The 18,761-nt window shown below is 70.0% G+C and carries 15 protein-coding genes; 10 read left to right on the plus strand and 5 right to left on the minus strand.

The window, feature by feature from the left end; all coding sequences use genetic code 11:
* The first annotated feature begins 183 nt into the window (after positions 1-183).
* The gene (locus tag CIK06_RS04625) at positions 184-1,419 is read left to right on the plus strand and encodes an ATP-binding protein (RefSeq protein WP_095567564.1); all 1,236 of its coding nucleotides are present in this window, start codon (positions 184-186) and stop codon (positions 1,417-1,419) included.
* 2 nt (positions 1,420-1,421) lie between these two features.
* Entirely contained in the window at positions 1,422-2,114 is a 693-nt protein-coding gene (locus CIK06_RS04630; protein WP_095563776.1) for a response regulator transcription factor, read from the plus strand.
* A gap of 41 nt (positions 2,115-2,155) precedes the next feature.
* Here the strand turns inward: CIK06_RS04630 and CIK06_RS04635 are convergent, their stop codons facing one another.
* Positions 2,156-2,890: a PIG-L deacetylase family protein gene (locus CIK06_RS04635; RefSeq protein ID WP_095563777.1), complete on the minus strand. Its 735-nt coding sequence runs from the start codon at positions 2,888-2,890 to the stop codon at positions 2,156-2,158.
* 432 nt (positions 2,891-3,322) lie between these two features.
* On the opposite strand from CIK06_RS04635, the gene CIK06_RS04640 reads away from it, so the two are divergent.
* The 5 genes from CIK06_RS04640 (at position 3,323) to CIK06_RS04660 (ending at position 9,097) form a co-directional block, all read left to right on the plus strand.
* Positions 3,323-4,963, plus strand: a complete 1,641-nt coding sequence (locus tag CIK06_RS04640; RefSeq protein ID WP_095563778.1) for an ABC transporter substrate-binding protein — start codon at positions 3,323-3,325, stop codon at positions 4,961-4,963.
* A 171-nt stretch (positions 4,964-5,134) separates the two neighbouring features.
* Complete coding sequence (locus CIK06_RS04645) at positions 5,135-6,061, plus strand: ABC transporter permease (protein WP_095563779.1); 927 nt, start codon at positions 5,135-5,137, stop codon at positions 6,059-6,061.
* The gene (locus CIK06_RS04650; RefSeq protein ID WP_095563780.1) at positions 6,054-7,034 is read left to right on the plus strand and encodes an ABC transporter permease; all 981 of its coding nucleotides are present in this window, start codon (positions 6,054-6,056) and stop codon (positions 7,032-7,034) included. Before CIK06_RS04645 ends, CIK06_RS04650 begins: the two co-directional genes overlap by 8 nt.
* A 10-nt stretch (positions 7,035-7,044) precedes the next feature.
* On the plus strand, positions 7,045-8,091 hold the full coding sequence (locus tag CIK06_RS04655) for an ABC transporter ATP-binding protein (RefSeq protein ID WP_198348100.1): 1,047 nt from the start codon (positions 7,045-7,047) through the stop codon (positions 8,089-8,091).
* Positions 8,084-9,097, plus strand: coding sequence for an ABC transporter ATP-binding protein (locus tag CIK06_RS04660; protein ID WP_095563782.1), 1,014 nt, complete (start codon positions 8,084-8,086; stop codon positions 9,095-9,097). Before CIK06_RS04655 ends, CIK06_RS04660 begins: the two co-directional genes overlap by 8 nt.
* A 139-nt stretch (positions 9,098-9,236) precedes the next feature.
* Here the strand turns inward: CIK06_RS04660 and CIK06_RS04665 are convergent, their stop codons facing one another.
* Both CIK06_RS04665 and CIK06_RS04670 read right to left on the minus strand, forming a co-directional pair.
* Entirely contained in the window at positions 9,237-9,608 is a 372-nt protein-coding gene (locus CIK06_RS04665) for a chorismate mutase (protein WP_095563783.1), read from the minus strand.
* 334 nt (positions 9,609-9,942) lie between these two features.
* Positions 9,943-11,787 carry a bifunctional UDP-sugar hydrolase/5'-nucleotidase gene (locus tag CIK06_RS04670; RefSeq protein ID WP_095563784.1) on the minus strand — a complete coding sequence of 615 codons (1,845 nt, stop codon included), beginning with the start codon at positions 11,785-11,787 and terminating at the stop codon, positions 9,943-9,945.
* Between the two features lie 152 nt (positions 11,788-11,939).
* On the opposite strand from CIK06_RS04670, the gene pcrA reads away from it, so the two are divergent.
* The 3 genes from pcrA to CIK06_RS04685 all read left to right on the plus strand — a co-directional run bounded on the left by pcrA (position 11,940) and on the right by CIK06_RS04685 (position 16,495).
* Positions 11,940-14,378, plus strand: a complete 2,439-nt coding sequence (gene pcrA, locus CIK06_RS04675; protein ID WP_095563785.1) for a DNA helicase PcrA — start codon at positions 11,940-11,942, stop codon at positions 14,376-14,378.
* Positions 14,379-14,690: 312 nt separating this feature from the next.
* A complete protein-coding gene (locus CIK06_RS04680; RefSeq protein ID WP_095563786.1) occupies positions 14,691-15,551 on the plus strand; it encodes an alpha/beta fold hydrolase in 861 nt (286 codons plus the stop codon).
* A gap of 272 nt (positions 15,552-15,823) precedes the next feature.
* Positions 15,824-16,495 carry a class I SAM-dependent methyltransferase gene (locus tag CIK06_RS04685; protein ID WP_095563787.1) on the plus strand — a complete coding sequence of 224 codons (672 nt, stop codon included), beginning with the start codon at positions 15,824-15,826 and terminating at the stop codon, positions 16,493-16,495.
* 157 nt (positions 16,496-16,652) lie between these two features.
* On the opposite strand, the gene CIK06_RS04690 is transcribed toward CIK06_RS04685, so the two are convergent.
* Positions 16,653-17,465: a M23 family metallopeptidase gene (locus CIK06_RS04690; RefSeq protein ID WP_095563788.1), complete on the minus strand. Its 813-nt coding sequence runs from the start codon at positions 17,463-17,465 to the stop codon at positions 16,653-16,655.
* A gap of 284 nt (positions 17,466-17,749) precedes the next feature.
* Positions 17,750-18,454, minus strand: a complete 705-nt coding sequence (locus tag CIK06_RS04695; protein WP_095563789.1) for a M23 family metallopeptidase — start codon at positions 18,452-18,454, stop codon at positions 17,750-17,752.
* Positions 18,455-18,761 lie beyond the last annotated feature (307 nt).

Here is an 18,761-nt window from a genome sequence, read left to right on the forward strand (position 1 = left end):
CCGCCAGCCTCAGGCAACGACCCTGACCCCACCCTGAGATTGCCGGACGGGCAAAGTCGGGGGCATCCGCCGTGGTCGCCGGCGCTCCGACGTGTGACGATCGGACTACCCGCGGCGCGTCGACGCCGCATTCCGGCCGGTCGCGGCCGGGACCGGACCACGACCAGGGAGCCGTCGATCAGCATCGCTACCGAGTCGCCCCGGCTCTACCGGGTACGGGGGCACCGCATGGTGGCCGGCGTGGCCGCCGGGATCGCCCAGCACCTGGGGATCCCGGTGCTGCGCGTCCGGATCGCCTTCGTGGTGCTGCTCGGGTTCAGCGGCCTCGGCCTGCTGCTCTACGCGGCGTTCTGGGCGGTCGTACCGCTGCGCCCCGGCGGCACCGAGCCGGCACCGCGCCGGGACCTCGTGCAGCTCCTGCCGTTCGTGGCGATCGGGCTCGGCATGATCATGGTGCAGTGGCTCCTCTTCGACTCGGTCGGGGTGGCCAGCACGGCCGGCTGGCTGGTGGCGATCATCGCGATCGGCGCCGGGGTGATCTGGCACCAGTCCGCTCCGGAGCGGCGCCGGCAGTGGAGCGGCGCGGTGCCCTGGCTGGGCGCCGTCGTGGAGGAGAGCGACCGGCGCGCCTTCGTGCTGCGGTTCATCGGCGGCGGGGTGCTGGTGGCCGTGGGCATCATCGGCGTAGCCGCCGTGTACTCGCCGCAGGAGAACTTCGACGCGGTGCTCAACGGCGTGATCTTCGCGCTGGTGGGGCTGGCCGGGGTGGGCGTGGTGGCCGCCCCGGTGCTCTGGCGGACGTACAACCAGCTACGGGCCGAGCGCGAGGGCCGGATCCGGGAACAGGAACGGGCCGAGCTGGCGGCGATGGTGCACGACCAGGTCCTGCACACGCTCGCCCTCATCCTGCGTAACGCCGGCGACGTCAAGACGGTCCAGCGGTTGGCCCGCGGCCAGGAGCGATCGCTGCGAAACTGGCTCTACAAGCCCACCGCCTCGCCCAACGAGCGGCTGGCGGCCGCGCTCGAAGAGGCCGCGGCCGAGGTGGAGGACACCTACGGGATCACCGTGGAAGCGGTCGTGGTGGGGGACCGGGAGACCGACGAACGGGTCGACGCGCTGATCGCGGCGGCCCGGGAGGCGCTGGTGAACGCCGCCCGGCACGCCGGGGTGCAGACGGTGTCGCTCTACGCCGAGGTCGAGCCGGAACAGATAAGCGTCTTCGTCCGCGACCGCGGCGCCGGGTTCGACCCGGCGGGCGTCGAGGAACATCGGCACGGGGTCCGGGGCTCCATCGTCGGCCGGATGCGGCGGCACGGTGGTCGGGCGGAGATCCGCAGCGAACCGGGCGCGGGTACGGAGGTGCGGCTGACCTTGCCGACGTCCGGTGACCGCGCCGGCACAGGGAGGGACAGATAGCCATGAGTGACGATCGGCTGGCCAACGAGCAGACCGGCGAGGGGCAGCAGCCGGGCCGTCCGCTGCGGGTGTTCCTCGTGGACGACCACGCCATGTTCCGGGCCGGTGTCCGGGCCGAACTGGGCGCGCACGTCGAGGTGATCGGCGAGGCGAGCACGGTGGCGGAGGCGGTGACCCGGATCGGCGCCAGCGCACCGGACGTGGTGCTGCTCGACGTACACATGCCGGACGGCGGCGGTCGCGCGGTGCTGGACGCCGTCCGGCGCAGCCATCCGCAGGTGAAGTTCCTCGCGCTGAGCGTCTCGGACGCCGCCGAGGACGTGATCGGGCTGATCCGGGCCGGCGCCCGCGGCTACGTCACCAAGACCATCTCGCCGGACGAGCTGGCCGCGGCGATCCGCCGGGTCGCCGACGGCGACGCCGTGTTCAGCCCCCGGCTGGCCGGGTTCGTGCTGGACGCCTTCGCCGCCCGGCCGGACGCGCCGGTGGCGGACCCCGAGCTGGACCAGTTGACCAACCGGGAGCGCGAGGTGCTGCGCCTGCTGGCCCGGGGGTACGCGTACAAGGAGATCGCCAAGGAGCTGTTCATCTCGATCAAGACGGTCGAGACGCACGTGTCGAACGTGCTCCGCAAGCTGCAGATGTCCAACCGCTACGAGCTTTCCCGGTGGGCCGCGGACCGGCGCCTGGTGTAGCCGAGGCGGCCCGACGGGGAACCCGTCGGGGCCACCCGTCGCTACTCGGTGCGCAGCACGGTGAACGCCTCGGCCAGCCGGCCCAGGGGCAGCCCGGCGCCCTCGGCGACGGTGGTCAGGCGCTCCCGGATCCACTCGGCGTGGTCGAAATGCGCCGTCTGCGAGGCGTGTGCCCCCAACGCCGCCACCTTCCGGTCGAACTGGTCCGTCACGTCCACAACGTGATCCGGGTCCGGCCCACCGGCGTACCAGACCTCCCGGACCACCCACGGCGCCAGGCCCCGTTCGAGCAGTTCGGGGAAGGCGAACGGGTTGCGGGCGTCCGGGTAGATCGCGCAGGTGGCGGCCTCGCCGGTGGCCAGGTGGTCGGGGTGGCTGGGGCCGGAGAGCCGCTCCCAGCGGCGCAGCGGGGAGTTGGTCAGGACGCGGTCCGGCCGGTGCCGCCGGATCGCGGCGGCGATGTCCCGGCGCAGCCCGAGGGTCGTGGTGAGGGTGCCGTCCGCGTACCCGTCGAGGAACTCCACCCGCTCGACCCCGACGGCGGCCGCGGCGGCGCGCTGCTCCCGTTCGCGGATGCCCGGGATCTCCTCCCGCGGCGTGTCGTCGAAGCCGCCGGCATCACCGTGGGTTACCACGAGGTAGCTGACCTCGATGCCCTCGGCGACCCAGCCGGCCACGGTACCTGCGGCACCGAAGTCGACGTCGTCGGGATGGGCGAATACGGCGAGTGCCCGGCTGACGTCGGTGAGTGCCGGGGCGGACGGAGAAAAGCTCATGGTGATTGATCTTACGTTTTCTCGGAAAATACCGTAGGTCGGGCAAAAACCCCTGGTCAGGAGCGTGGTCCCCGCGCTAGGGCGCGTGCGCCGGCAATCTCGGTCGGACGGCGCCCGACTAACGGGTTGATAACACGTCTTCCGGTTCCGGCGTGCCGATGCCAGAGTTGCACCGCTCGCTCCGCCCCTCGCGTGAGTCGCCTGCACCAGCTCCGACCGCTGTGGCTAGTCTTTGCCGGTCGCGGCGGGTCCGGGGTCTTGGTACAGCGCCGGCCACGCGCGGCGGACGAGGCAGCGGATCGCCGGTACGACGTTCCGGCTCCGTCCGTAACAGTTCCGTAGCGGCCGCGAACGACTCGCGGCCGTCATCGCGTCCTGTCCGACGTGTACGAGCACGACCGAGGTAGCAGGAATTTGAGGAGGCTTCGGAGAATGAGGGTCTCGAAGCGAGCGGGTGCGGTCGCGCTTGGCGCGGCATTCGTGCTCGTCGCCGCAGGCTGTGGCAGCGGAGGCGGCAGTGACGACGCCGGCGGCACCGCGAACGGCTCCATCACGATCGACGGCGTCCAGCCGGAGTCTCCGCTGGTGCCGGCAGACACGAACGAGACCGGTGGTGGCAACATCATCGACAAGCTGTGGTCCGGCTTGGTTCGGTACCCGAACGACGGCGGCGAACCGGTCAACTCGGTCGCCGAATCGATCGAGACGGGTGACTCGAAGGTCTACACCATCAAGATCAAGCAGGGCCTGAAGTTCCACGACGGCACCGAGGTGCAGGCGCACAACTTCGTGGACGCCTGGAACTGGGCCGCGTACGGGCCGAACGGCGCCAAGAACTCGTCGTTCTTCAGCGACATCGACGGCTTCAACGACGTCTACACCGAGGACCCGGACGGCCCGGACGGCCCGGAGAAGGCGCCCAAGCCGAAGGCCGAGAAGATGAAGGGCCTGGAGGTGGTGGACGACTACACCTTCAAGGTGACGTTGGCCGCGCCGTTCTCGATCTTCCCGGTGAAGCTGGGTTACAGCGCCTTCTACCCGATGCCGGACGCGTTCTTCAAGGCCGACCCGGCCGACTTCGGCAAGAACCCGATCGGCAACGGTCCGCTCAAGTTCGTCTCCTGGGAGCCGAACGTCGAGGTCAAGCTGACTCGCAACGAGGACTACCAGCTCGACGACAAGAGCGCGGTGAAGGACGTCACCGTCAAGCTGTACCAGGACGCCAACGCCGCGTACCAGGACCTGGTCGCCGGCAACCTGGACTTCATGCAGCAGGTGCCGGTCTCGGCGCTCGCCGGTGACAAGTGGAAGACCGACCTGGACGACCGCACCATCAACGTCCCGGTGCCGACGTCGGCGAAGATCGACTTCCCGATCTACGACGAGAAGTTCAAGAACGCGAACCTGCGCAAGGCCATCTCCATGGCGGTGGACCGGGCGTCGATCACCGACAAGATCTTCTCGGGCTCGAAGAAGCCGGCCAACAGCTGGGCCAACCCGCTCAGCCCGGGGGCCAAGGACGGCAACTGCACCGTCTGCGACTTCAAGCCGGACGAGGCGAAGCAGCTGCTCCAGGAGGCCGGCGGCTTCACGGGGACGCTGAACTTCTACTACAACGGCGACGCGAGCCACAAGGAGTGGATGGAGGCCGTCGCGCAGAGCGTGGCCAACACCCTCGGCATCGACGCCAAGGCGGTCAGCATCCCGACGTTCGCGCAGTTCCGCCAGCAGATCAACGCGCACAAGATGGACGGGCCGTACCGTGCCGCGTGGCAGCAGGACTACCCGGACGTGGAGAACTGGATCGGTCCGCTGTTCGTGACCGGCGGTAGCTCGAACAACGGCGGCTACAGCAACCCCGACGTGGACAAGCTGTACCGCGAGGGCACCTCGGCGCCGAGCGTCGAGGCCGCGCACGACAAGTTCGCCGCGGCGGTGGAGAAGCTGGACCAGGACGTCCCGTCGATCCCGGTCTACTTCTACAACCAGCAGTCCGGCTACTCGGAGAAGATCAAGCGGGTCGAGACCAACAGCAAGGGTCCGATCGATCTCTCGTCGGTCGAACTCAGCTAAGGTCTGGTTCCCGCAACGGGACAACTGACCCTGGGCGACTGCTCCCGGGCCGGTCCGCAACCGAGGACCGGCCCGGGTGGTCCCGCTGTCGAGGGCGCGTGATCCGCGTCCTCGACACCGTGTTTCGCCACCGTGCCGGCGTGCCGGCGCGTTCCCCCTGGAGGACGACGCATGGGCCGTTACCTACTGAGACGGCTTCTCCAACTGGTCCCGGTCTTCATCGGGACGACGTTCCTGATCTACTGGCTGGTCTGGTCGGTGCCGGGTGACCCGTTCGCCGGCAAGTGCGGCGAGCGACCGTGCCCGCCCAACTACATCCAGCTGATGACCGACAAGTACCACCTGAACGAGAGTGTCTTCGCGCAGTACGGCTACTACATGAAGGCGTTGTTCCAGGGCGATTTCGGCACCACTTACAACGGTCAGTCGGTGAACGACATCATCGTCGCCGCGTACCCGAACACCGTGAAGCTGGCGCTGGTCGCGGTCGCCGTCGAGGCGCTGATCGGCCTCACCGCCGGCGTGCTGACCGGTCTGCGCCGCAACGGCTTCGCCGACAACCTGGTGCTGGTGTCCACGCTCTTCCTGATCGCGCTGCCCACCTTCGTCACCGGCTTCGTGCTCCAGTGGCTGCTCGGCACGCAGTGGGGGATCGTCAAGCCCACCGTGTCCAGCCATGCCTCGATCACCGAGTACCTGATCCCCGGGTTCGTCCTCGGCAGCGTGTCGATGGCCTACGTGGCCCGGCTCGCCCGGACCAGCATCGCCGAGAACCGGCGGGCGGACTACGTGCGCACGGCGATCGCCAAGGGCCTGCCGATGCGCCGCGTCGTCGGGGTGCACCTGCTGCGCAACTCGATGATCCCGGTGCTGACGTACCTGGGTACCGACATCGGCGGTCTGATGGGCGGTTCGATCGTCACCGAGGGCATTTTCAACATCAACGGCATCGGCCGGCAGGTCTACCGCGCGATCCTCACGAAGGACAGCGCGACCGTCGTCTCCATCGTCGTGATCCTGGTGCTCGTCTTCCTGCTGACGAACCTGCTGATCGACCTGCTGTACGCCGCCCTGGACCCGAGGATCCGCTATGAGTGACCCGACAATCGGCTCGATGGTGACCACCCCGCCGGCCGAGCAGCCCAACGTCGACGGCGCTACCGCGCCGGGCGACGGCGGGCGGGCGGGCGGCAAGCGCGACAAGCCGCGCGGGCTGCTCGGCGACGCGTGGCTCGACCTGCGTCGCAAGCCACTGTTCTGGATCTCGGCGGCGTTCATCCTGTTCTTCCTGGTCATGGCGGCGTTCCCGTGGCTGTTCACCTCCGACAGCCCGACCGTCGGTGACCTCGCCCGCAGCCGGGTGGAGCCCAGCGGCTCCGCCTGGTTCGGGTTCGACGTGCAGGGCCGGAACGAGTTCGCCCGGACGATCTACGGTGCCCGGGCCTCGATCGTCGTCTCGGTGCTGTCCACCATCGGCACCGTGGTGCTCGGCGGGGCGATCGGCATGTTCGCCGGGTTCCGCGGCGGCTGGGTGGACGCGCTGCTGTCCCGGCTCGCCGAGGTGTTCTTCGGGCTGCCGTTCGTGCTCGGCGCCATCGTCATCCTGACCACGTTCAACGCCCCGGGATCGAACAACGGCACGTTCACCATCATGGGTCTGGTGATCATGTCGCTGGTGGTGCTGACCTGGCCGGTGTCCATGCGGATCATGCGGTCGGCGGTGCTCGCGACCAAGCAGGCCGACTACATCCTGGCCGCCCGGGCACTGGGCGCCAGCAACAGCCGGATCATCCTGAAGCACCTGCTGCCCAACTGCCTGGCCCCGGTGCTGGTGTACTCGACGATCCTGATCGGCTCCTTCATCGGCGCCGAGGCCACGCTCTCGTTCCTGGGCGTGGGGTTGCAGTCGCCGGTGGTCTCCTGGGGCGTCATGATCAGCGAATCCCGGGACTGGATCCGCGTCTCGCCGTTCCTGCTGTTCTTCCCCGCCTCGTTCCTCGTCGTCGCGGTGCTCAGCTTCGTCATGCTCGGCGAGGCCGTGCGCGAGGCGCTCGACCCCAAGCTGCGGTAGGAGAAGTCGCGTGTCCGAGATAATTGTGTCCCAACGGCAGCCCCGACCGGGTGCCGAGGGCTCGGGACGTCCGTCCGGCCGGCTGCTGGAGGTCGAGGACCTCCGGGTGGAGTTCCGTACCCGTGACGGCGTCGCCAAGGTCATCAACGGTGTGACGTACCACGTCGACGCGGGGGAGACCCTCGCCGTGCTCGGCGAGTCCGGATCCGGCAAGAGCGTGACCGCCCAGACCATCATGGGCATCCTCGACACCCCGCCGGGCTTCGTGACCGGCGGCGCGGTCCGGTTCCACGGCCGGGACATGCTCCGGATGTCGGCCGAGCAGCGGCGCAGGATCCGTGGCGAGGGCATCGCCATGGTCTTCCAGGACTCGCTGTCGGCGCTGAACCCGGTCTTCACGGTCGGCTTCCAGATCGCCGAGCAGTTCCGGATCCGTCGGGGGATGAGCCGGCAGGCGGCCAAGAAGCAGGCCGTCGAGATGCTCGACCTGGTCAAGATCCCGCACGCCCGGCAGCGGGTGAACGAGTACCCGCACCAGTTCTCCGGCGGCATGCGGCAGCGCGTCATGATCGCCATGTCGCTGGCGCTGGACCCCGAGGTGCTGATCGCCGACGAGCCGACCACCGCGCTGGACGTCACCGTGCAGGCGCAGATCATGGACCTGCTCGCCGAACTCCAGCGGGAACGGCGGATGGGGCTCATCCTCATCACCCACGACCTCGGCGTGGTCGCCGACGTCGCGGACCGGATCGCGGTGATGTACGCCGGGCGGATCGTGGAGGAGGCCGACGTCCACGAGCTGTACGCCCGGCCCGCCCACCCGTACACGGTCGGCCTGCTCGAATCGATCCCGCGGGTCGACGAGAAGGGCCAGCAGCTACGTACCATCCGTGGCCTGCCGCCCAACCTGATGCGGATCCCCACCGGTTGCCCGTTCCACCCGCGCTGCCCCATGGCGCAGCCGCTGTGCCGGGACAAGGTGCCCCCGCTGCTGACGCTCGGCCCCACCCGGTCCAGCGCCTGCCACTTCGCCGAGGAGCTGGTTAACCGTGGCTGAGAAGATCCTCGAGGTACGGGACCTGGTCAAGCACTACCCGGTCACCCGCGGAGTGGTGTTCAAGAAGACCATCGGGCAGGTCCGGGCCGTCGACGGCGTCTCGTTCGACCTGTACCGGGGCGAGACGCTGGGCGTGGTGGGCGAGTCCGGCTGCGGCAAGTCGACGCTGTCCCGGCTGCTGATGAGCCTCGAACCGCCCACCCGCGGCCAGGTGCTCTACAAGGGCCGTAACGTCGCCTCGCTCAAGGGCGGGGAACTGCGGCGGCTGCGCCGGCGGATCCAGCTGGTGATGCAGGACCCGTACACCTCGCTGAACCCCCGGATGACGGTGGGTGACCTGATCGGCGAGCCGTTCGAGATCCACCCGGACGCCGCGCCGCGCGGTGGCCGGCGCCGCCGGGTGCAGGAACTGCTCGACCTGGTCGGGCTCAACCCCGAACACATCAACCGGTACCCGCACCAGTTCTCCGGCGGCCAGCGGCAGCGCATCGGCATCGCCCGGGCGCTGGCCCTGCGGCCGGAGATCATCGTCTGCGACGAGCCGGTCAGCGCGCTGGACGTCTCCATCCAGGCCCAGGTGATGAACCTGCTCGAACAGTTGCAGCGGGAACTCGGCCTGTCCTACATCTTCATCGCGCACGACCTGTCGGTGGTCCGGCACCTGTCGGACCGGGTGGCGGTGATGTACCTCGGCAAGATCGCGGAGATCGGCACCGAGGACGAGATCTACGAGCGGCCGACGCACCCGTACACCCAGGCGCTGCTGTCCGCGGTGCCGGTGCCGGACCCGCGGAGCCGGGAACACAAGGCGATCATCCGGCTGGCGGGCGACGTGCCGTCACCGGCGAACCCGCCCTCGGGCTGCCGGTTCCGGACCCGCTGCTGGAAGGCCCAGGAGATCTGTGCCCGGGAGGAGCCGGCGCTGGTCCAGCGGCGCGGCATCGACCACCCGAGCGCCTGCCACTTCGCCGAGGGGCGGGAGATCGTGGCCAGCCACGAGGGCTGACCGCTCGTTCCGGCGTCGTACCGGGCCTGCCCGCACCGCGGGCGGGCCCGGTGCCGTCTCCGGCACCAGGCCGTCTCTGCGGGAGGTGGGCCGTCTCTGCGGGAGGTGGCCGGGCGCCGCCACCCGGGCATGCGGACGGTCAGAGCGGGCCGCGGCCGGCACGCAGCAGCAGCAGGCCCAGTTGGGTGCCGTCCGCGCCCAGCGCGTCCCGGAAGCGGTCCAGGACCTGCCGCTCGCGGGCCAGGACCAGGCGGGTGCCGCCGGAGGCCACCCGGGTCGCCCCGACCTGCTGGGACAGCTGCGCCCGCTCCTGCCAGAGCGCGATCAGGGCCGCGTCGATCTCGTCTATCCGCTCCCGGAGCGCGGTGATGTGCTCGGCGGCGGCCGGCGAGGCGGCTCCGGTGCCGGTGCTGGCCGGTGCGGGTGGTGCGGACGGGGCGGACGGGGCGGACGGGGACTGCGCCGCGGGCGCGGCGGAGTCGGACTCCTGGTCGGCGAGGTGCGTCGGCATGGCTGCTCCCTGAGGCGGTTGGGCCGCCGGAGTTCCCGAAATCCCGAAGCGAAAAGCCCCGGGCTCGGGGAGCCCGGGGCTTTTCGTAGGTCTGATGATCAGGCGCGACCTACGGCTGCCGGACTCCCGGAGCCGTAGTAAAAAAAGCTGCGCGCCTGCTTCACGCCGTCGAGTATGCCCACCCCGGGCGGCCTCGCGCAACCCGTACCAACTGGTAGGACTGCGGACCGCGACGGGCCGGCGGGGCGGGCGCCCCGCCGGTCATCCGCCAGCCACCGGCACCGGTGGCTGGCGGATGACCGGACCTGGACAGGCGACCGCCGGGGTCGCCGGGTCAGCCGAGCCGGGTGATCCGGTCCGCCGGTCCGGGCGCCACCGGGGCGCCCGCGCCCAGGTAGTCGACCAGGGCATCGACGTCGAAGCCGGGTGCGGTGCTGCGGTCGGTGCCGTCCCGCAGCAGGGTGAAGCCGTCGCCACCGTTGGCCAGGAAGTCGTTGGTGGTGACCCGGTAGGTGGTCGCGGGGTCGATGGGCGTCCCGTTCAGGGCCAGGTCACGGACCCGGTCACCGGCCGCGGCGGTGCTGTCGTACGCGTACGTGAGGCCGGCCGACACCTGCAGGATGCGCTGCGTCGTCTGCCCCTCGTACCCGATGAACTGCTGCTCCAGGACGCCCTTGAGCTGTGCCCCGGTGAACGTCTGGGTGACCACCAGGTTGTTGAACGGCTGGACCGTGAACGCCTCGCCGTAGGTGACCTCGCCGGCCGCCTCACCGCCGGCGGACGCCCCGTGGATGAGCGAGGCGCGGATGCCACCCGGGTTCATCAGCGCGACCTGGGCGCCGTCGTCCGTGGTCCAGGCGAGCTGGGCGTCGGCGATCACGTCGCCGAGCGGGCTCTCCTGGTTCGGCTGGACGTCCCGGACGATGTCGGCGGTGATCGAGCCCACCACCCGGTTGGCGAGCGGCGCCACCGCGGTGCGGTACTTGTCGGCCAGCCGCTTGGCGGCCGGGTCGACCAGGTCCGGGTTCAGCACGTACCCACCGGACGAGGTCTGCTGCCAGGTCCCGTCCGGGTTCTGCACCCCGTTCTCGACGATCACGTTGTGCGCGGTGATGTCGGTGAACCGGCCGGTCCGCCGGTCCAGGGTGTAGTCGATGTCGGTGATCAGCTGGCCGTTGGTGCCGGCGCTGGTGACCACGCTGTGCGCACCCGAGGAGTTGGGCAGGCTGCACGAGTACCACCGGTGCGTGTGGCCGGAGACCACCAGGCCGAACTCGGGGTTCAGCCCCTTGACGATGTCCACGATCGGCCCGGAGAAGTTGTTGCAGTCCGAGATGCCGATCGGGCTGGGCGGCGCGGCCTGCGAGCCGCCCTCGTGCACCAGCAGCACCTGGGCCTTGACCCCGAACAGCCGCAGCAGGCCGCCCCACTTGTTGGCGGTCTCGACCTCGTCCTTGAAGGTCACGTTGGTGATGCCGGCCGGGTTGACGATGCCGGCCGTGCCCTCCAGCGTCACACCCACGAAGCCGACCGGTACGCCGCCGATGAACTTGATGTCGATCGGGGGCAGGATCGGCAGGCCGGTCCGCTTGTCGATGGTGTTGGCCGCGAGGTAGTGGAACTTGGCGCCGGCGAAGCCGTCGCCGTCCTGGCAGCCGTCGGTCGGGTGACAGCCGCCGAGCTGCATGCGCAGCAGCTCCCGGACGCCCTCGTCGAACTCGTGGTTGCCGACCGAGCTGACCTGCAGGCCGACCAGATCCATCAGCTCGATCGTCGGCTCGTCGTGGAAGGCGGCGCTGACCAGCGGGCTTGCTCCGATCAGGTCACCGGCGCCGACGGTGGTGGTGACCCGGCCCTGCGCCGCCGCCTCGGCGCGCAGCTTCTTCAGCCAGGTGGCCAGGTACTCCACCCCACCGGCCGGCGTGCCGTTGACGGCCGCGCCGCTGCCGGTGGGCGGGTCGATGGCGCCGTGGAAGTCGTTGTAGCTGAGGAACTGGCCCTTGACGGGCTGGCCCAGCGGCTTGCCGAAGGAAACGGAAACCGGCGCCGGCACGGGCTGTGCGGCGCTGCGGGTGGTGTGCGAGCTGGCCAACGGCGCCGCGGCAACGAGGGCAAGCGCCAGAGCGGGGGCCGCGAGGTGACGCAGCGCACTTCGGCCGCGCGTACGCGGTGAACGCATGTGTTCGTCCAATCGATCCGAGGGCATGGGGGTACGCCCCGGACATCGTTCTTGATCTGCGCCGATCCTGCCAGAGCCTGCGGGTGACGAGTTGGTGACCGATCGGGCGGGGCCGCCTTGTTGTCGGGGCGCCGGCATAGACTCGCCAAGCGATGCATGCTCTCTTCGAACCGCCGCCCGCCGGTCCCCGGCCGCCCGGCGCCGCGACCCCCGCCGGACCCCACCGTGGCGTACGCCTCGACGCCGCCGCACTGCTCGCCGGGTTGAACGGCCCGCAGCGGGAGGCGGTCACCCACTCCGGCAGCCCACTGCTCATCGTGGCCGGTGCCGGCTCGGGCAAGACCAGGGTGCTGGCGCACCGCATCGCCTACCTGCTGGCCGCCCGGGACGTGCATCCCGGTGAGATCATCGCGATCACCTTCACCAACAAGGCCGCCGGGGAGATGAAGGAGCGGGTGGCCGCCCTGGTCGGGCCGCGCGCCCGGCTGATGTGGGTGTCCACGTTCCACAGCGCGTGCGTGCGCATCCTGCGGGCCGAGCACGAGCACGCCGGGCTGAAGTCGACCTTCTCGATCTACGACGCGGACGACTCGCGCCGGCTGATGCAGTTGGTGGCCCGGGAACTGGACCTCGACCCGAAGCGCTACTCGGCCCGGTCGCTCGCCGCGCAGGTGTCCAATCTGAAGAACGAGCTGATCGACCCCGAGGACTTCGCGGATCGGGCCAAGGGGCCGAACGAGCGGGCGGTCGCCGAGGCGTACCAGCTCTACCAGCGGCGGTTGGTCGAGGCGCACGCGCTGGACTTCGACGACCTGATCATGACGACGGTCCACCTGCTGCGTTCCCACCCGCACGTGGCCGAGAGCTACCGGCGGCGGTTCCGGCACGTGCTGGTCGACGAGTACCAGGACACCAACCACGCCCAGTACGCGCTGGTGAAGGAGCTGGTGGGCACGGCCGGCGACCCGAGCGGCCTGCCGCCCGGCGAGCTGTGCGTGGTGGGCGACGCGGACCAGTCGATCTACGCGTTCCGGGGTGCGACGATCCGCAACATCCTGGAGTTCGAGCGCGACTTCACCGACGCCCGCACCATCCTGTTGGAGCAGAACTACCGCTCCACCCAGACGATCCTGAACGCCGCCAACGCGGTGATCGACAACAACACCTCGCGCAAGCCCAAGCGGCTGTGGAGCGAGCAGGGCGAGGGCGAGCAGATCGTCGGGTACGTCGCGGACACCGAGCACGCCGAGGCGGACTGGGTGGGCCGGGAGGTCGACCGGCTGGTGGACGCCGGGCTGACCCGGCCGGGCGAGGTGGCGGTGTTCTACCGCACCAACGCCCAGTCCAGGGTCTTCGAGGAGGTCTTCATCCGGGTCGGCCTGCCCTACAAGGTGGTCGGCGGGGTGCGGTTCTACGAGCGCAAGGAGGTCCGGGACGCGCTGGCCTACCTGCGCGCGGTGGTGAACGAGGACGACACGGTGAGCGTCCGCCGGATCCTCAACACCCCGCGGCGCGGGATCGGCGACCGGGCGGAGGCGTGCGTGGAGGCACTGTCCAGCCGGGACCGGATCTCCTTCGGCGCGGCGCTGCGCCGGGCCGGGGACGCCCCCGGCATCTCGACCCGGGCCGCCAACGGCATCGCCGACTTCGTGGCGCTGCTGGACGGCGTCCGCGAACTGGCCGCCACCGCGCCACCGGAGGAGGTGCTGGAGGCCGTACTGACCCGGTCGGGCTACCTGACCGAGCTGGAGGAGAGCCTCGATCCGCAGGACGCGGGCCGGGTGGAGAATCTCCAGGAACTGGTGAGCGTGGCCCGGGAGTACACCGAGCGGGCCGAGGTGCAGGCCGGCGACGAGGCGCCGGGCGCCAGCGTGGCCGGGTTCCTGGAGCAGGTGGCGCTGGTGGCCGACGCCGACCAGGTCCCCGCCGACGACCCCGACCATCAGGGCGTGGTCACGCTGATGACCCTGCACACCGCCAAGGGGCTGGAGTTCCCGGTGGTGTTCCTGACCGGCCTGGAGGACGGCGTCTTCCCGCACCTGCGTTCGCTGGGCGACACCAAGGAGTTGGAAGAGGAACGCCGGCTCGCGTACGTGGGCATCACCCGCGCCCGGCAGCGGCTCTACCTGTCCCGAGCGGTGACCCGGTCGGCATGGGGGCAGCCGTCCTACAACCCGCCGTCCCGGTTCCTGGAGGAGCTGCCGCCCGACCTGGTCCGCTGGGAGCGGCTGGAGGCCGCGTACACCTCCTGGTCCGGCACGGGCGGCGGCGTGGGCGGCCGGTCCGGCACCGCGGGCCAGGCTCCGGCGGGTCGGGGGCCGGCGGGTCGGGGCGGCGGCTTCACCGGCGGTACGCCGAAGGCGGCGCAGCTGGCCCAACGGCTCGGCGTGGACGGCAGCCGGCTGAGCACCGCGAGCGAGCTGCCGCCGGCCGCGAAGGTGGCGGCCGGGGACCGGGTCAACCACCAGCGGTACGGCCTGGGCCGGGTGCTCGCGGTGGAGGGCCACGGCCCGAGCGCCCGCGCGCAGATCGACTTCGGCGACCAGACGCTCTGGCTGGTGCTGCGGCACGCGCCCATCGAAAAGCTCTAGGGCGTGCTTCTTAACTGTCGGTCGAGCCGGGACGGAGGCCGGGCGGCGTCCGGCAAGGCGGAGGTTCGTCCGGATACCGGTGTTGTATCCGGACGAACCGCCAACGCGGCCGGTCGTCGTCTCGACCCGGCGCAGGCCGGCCAGCACTTGCGTAACACGCCCTAGCCCCCGTCGTCTCCATTCATCGACGCCGGCTGGCGGCCCGTTCCCGATGTCTGCGCATGGTGGTCGATATGGCTGCCGGCGGCCGCGGCGCTGCCCCATGCTCGAAAGAGCAGGTGGGTTGCGACGGGACGACGATTCGGAGAGACCATGCCATTCGTGACAGTGGGGAACGAAAACTCCGCACCAATCGACCTCTACTACGAGGACCACGGTTCGGGACAACCGGTGGTTCTGATCTCCGGCTTCCCGTTCGGCGGGGCATCCTGGGAGAAACAGGTGGGACCGCTGCTGGCGGCGGGATACCGGACGATCACCTACGATCGACGCGGATTCGCCAATTCCAGCCAGCCCGCCATGGGCTACGACTACGACACCTTTGCCGGTGACCTCGACGTGGTGATGCGCGAACTCGACCTGCGCGACGCGATCCTGGTTGGACACTCGATGGGCACCGGCGAGGTGGTGCACTACCTGGCCAACTACGGGTCGGAACGGGTGGATCGGGCGATCGTGATGAGCCCGCTCGCGCCGTTTCTGCTGAAGACCTCGGACAACCCCGAAGGGGTGGAGCAGAACCTGTTCACCGGCTTCAAACAGGCCGTGATCGACGATCGCCCCGCGTATCTGACCAGCTTCGTGACGGCCTTCTTCAACTACGACGAGAACAAGGGAAAGCGGGTCAGCGAGGAAGCGTTCCGGTGGCACTGGGAGGTCGGTTCGCAGGCGTCCGCGGTCGCGACGCTGAACAGCATCGACGCCTGGCTGACCGATTTCCGCGCCGACCTGCCCCGCATCGACGTACCACTGCTGATCATCCAGGGCGACAAGGACGCCGTCCTGCCGTTCCCGGTGACGGGGCAGCGGCTGGCGCCGATGGTCGATGGGAGCAAACTCGTCGTCCTGAAGGGCGCGCCACACGGAATTCCGTGGACCCACGCCGACGAGGTGAACCAGGCGCTCATGGAGTTCATCGGGGCGAAGTCCCTGGTGACATCAAACAAGCGATAAGGGGCCGCGGCCATCCGTCCGGCCGCACCACTTCGCACGGATCCGGCGCGGTCGACACCTCGACCGCGCCAGATCCGTTCTGGCGTGCCGAGCCGACCGGCGGCTTGTGGGTTCTCATTGGGTTCGGCGGCGGTGACGTCTGCTGACCGGGAACGTGCTGATGGCCTCTCGGCGATGTGGCGGCCGGGTTTCTCACCGACTTGGCGGATTCCTCGGCTGACAATCGGCAGTCTGGCGGGGCGCCAGCGCTGGGTGGCCGCTATGGTTCGCCGATGGACGCCAAGACCGAAGAGCTGAAAGCCGCGCATGATGTGCTTGCGGAGGTCTATGCCGATCGCCTGGCAGGTGCGCTGGAGGTCATGCCCATCGATCGGACGGTCCTCAGCCTGTTCTGTGAACTCACTCTCGCTGCTGACCTGGGCGCGGCCGTCGGGGATGTCGGTTGCGGGACAGGGAGGCTGGCTCCTTATCTGGCAGCGCAAGGCCTCTCCCCGCACGGGGTTGATCTTTCGCCCGAGATGGTGCGCGTGGCCCAGCGTGACTACCCCGGCTTCTCCTTCGAAGTCGCTGATCTTCGGGCTTTGCCCTTCGGCGATGCTTCCCTGGCCGGGGCCGTCTGTTGGTATTCGCTGCTCTTTCTCCCACCTGCTACCAGGGCAACCGCCTTCAGTGAACTGGCTCGTATCGTCAAGCCGGGGGGCTATCTGGTGATGGCGTTCAAGGCTGGCGATGGGGAGCTTCGGCGTGGAGGCCGCAGCATGGGCCTGGGGATCGAGTTCGACGCCTATTGGCTGTCCCCGGAGGAGATGGAGCGTCGGGTCACCGAAGCTGGATTCGGGACGGTCTTCTGGGCCGGTAGGCCAGCTGACGGCCAGGAGTCGACTCCGCAGGGATACCTGCTCGCTCGGAGGACCGACGAGCACCACCGACAAGCTGGTGGCTGAATGACCTGCGCGGTCGCTGGTGCTCAACGGACCAGGTGGCCGTGTTCGACGGCGAACTCTCTCACCGACTGGTTCCCATATCTGGAACGGCTGGGCGACGATGCCGCAGACGCCGGGGTCGAAATCCGCCAGCAGAATCCGTGCCAGCAACAGCCGCTCAGCAGCCGAGGTCGACGCCGTGCTGCCGCATGAACGGCGCGGGGTCGATCTGGTTCCACAGCTCGCCCTCGTGCACCTCGAAGTGCAGGTGCGGGCCGGTGGCGTCGCCGGTTGCGCCCTCGTAGCCGATGACCTGACCGGCGGTCACCTTCTGGCCAACCGTGACCGCGGTCCGGCTCTGGTGCGCGTAGTGGGTCAGGTAGCCGTTGCCGTGGTCGATGACGACCGAGATGCCGTACCCGCTGAACGCCCAGCCGGCGTTGACCACCGTGCCGGCGGCCGCGGCGTGGATCGGGGTGCCCTCCGGCTCGGCCAGGTCGATACCGGCGTGCAGGACGCCGCCGCGGTCGCCGTAGCAGGAGGTGACCCCGGCCCCGGGCATCGGGCTCACCCAGGCCGCGGTGGTCTTGCTCTTCGCGGTCGTCGGTTTCGCGGTGCTGGGCTTCGGCGTCGGCTTCCGGCTCGGCGTGCCGCTCGGGCTCGGACTGGGGCTGGGCGATCCGCTCGGGCTGGCCGATTCGCTCGGCCCGAGCGACGCGGTGCCGAGCGACGGGACGGGTTCCCGCCGCGACCGGTCGGCGCGGTCCAGGGCCTGCGCCCGGCCGTCGAGGTCGGCCGACTCGACGCCGGTCGGAGTCGATCCCCCGTCGGCGTAGCGCAGGGTGGCGCCGGTCGCGGCGACGGCGAGGGCGGCGAGGGCGACGACGGCCACCAGGAGCCAGGACGGCCGGCGTCGGCGTTCGGTACTGCGGTGCCGGCCGGGGCGGCCGGTCCGGGACCCGGCGGCGGGGGTGGGGGTTTCGGGACCCATGGCGAGACCTTCTGTCGGGGGACAACAAGCCGCCGACATGGTGGTTGAACAGCGGTAACGCGGTTACCGGTGGGTCCGATGGGATGCCTGATGGTCGATGGTACGGGGCGTGGCTATGCCCGGATTGGTGCCCGGCTGGCCGGTCCGGGAGCGCCGATGGGTGTGTCTCCGGTCACAGTGCCTGGTGTGGCCAGAGACACCATGCCTCGATGCCGGGCACCAAAAACCGCCCGGACGGTGGCCGTCTGGGCGGTTCGGTGGAGCTGGGATCGCGCGGCGCGCTGTTACTCGGCGAAGAGACTCTCGGTCTTGAGCTTGAGATCCACGCCACGGTCGTTGAGGAACGGGACCGGATCGGTCGGGGCGCCGTTGACATGCACCTCGAAGTGCAGGTGCGAGCCGTACGAGTGGCCCGTGTTGCCGACCAACCCGAGCTGCGCGCCGGCCTGGACCTGCTGCCCCTCCTGGACCAGCAGCCGGGACGAGTGGCCGTAGATGGCCTCGGTGCCGTCGTCCTGCCGGACGATCACCGTGTAGCCGTAGCCGCCGTACCAGCCGGCCTTGGTGACCACGCCGGAGTGCACCGAGAGGTACGGGGTGCCCTCCGGGGCCGCCAGGTCGACGCCGGTGTGCATCTCGCCCCACCGCTCGCCGTACGGGGCGATGATGTCGTAGTCGGTGAGCGGGAGCTTCCAGGCGTCCTGGGCTGCGCTGTCGACGAGCGCGTCGCGGTCGTTGGCCCGGGATGCCCGGGAGGCGTCGTCGGCGCGCTCGGCGAGATCACCCTGCGCGGCGGCCGCCTGCTTGAGGCCGGCCAGTACGGCCGGGTCGGCGCTCTTGGCGTCCGGAAGCGCACCCGCGCCGAGGGCGACGATTCCGGCGCCCACGAAGGCGCCCGTGACAACGGCGGCGTAGCGGCTGCGTGGCGGGGTGGGTACGCGACGACGGCCGCGATATCGATCGGGCTCAGACGACAGGCGCTGGCGCACGCACACCCTCCGTATCGGACGTTGCGGTCTCGGGCCAGTACCGGCGTTGGCCGCCGGTCGACCGGTTGACCGGGCCGTCAAACCGATCGGACAACCAGATGACGACCGCCAGACACGGTAGCCAACCACCAGGCGACCCACAAGTTGCACCGCGGAATTCCTGACACCCTGTGCGGCTGTGCGGGGGGAAATGACACATATCATAACCATTTGGGGATGGGTTCGTTAGTGGCGCAGAGTGACCTCATGTGTGACCTGGGGTCATCCGAACGGGTGGCTGATACAGACCTGTGGACAAGCCCTTCCG

It is taken from the genome of Plantactinospora sp. KBS50 (assembly GCF_002285795.1).
Taxonomy (GTDB): Bacteria; Actinomycetota; Actinomycetes; order Mycobacteriales; family Micromonosporaceae; genus KBS50.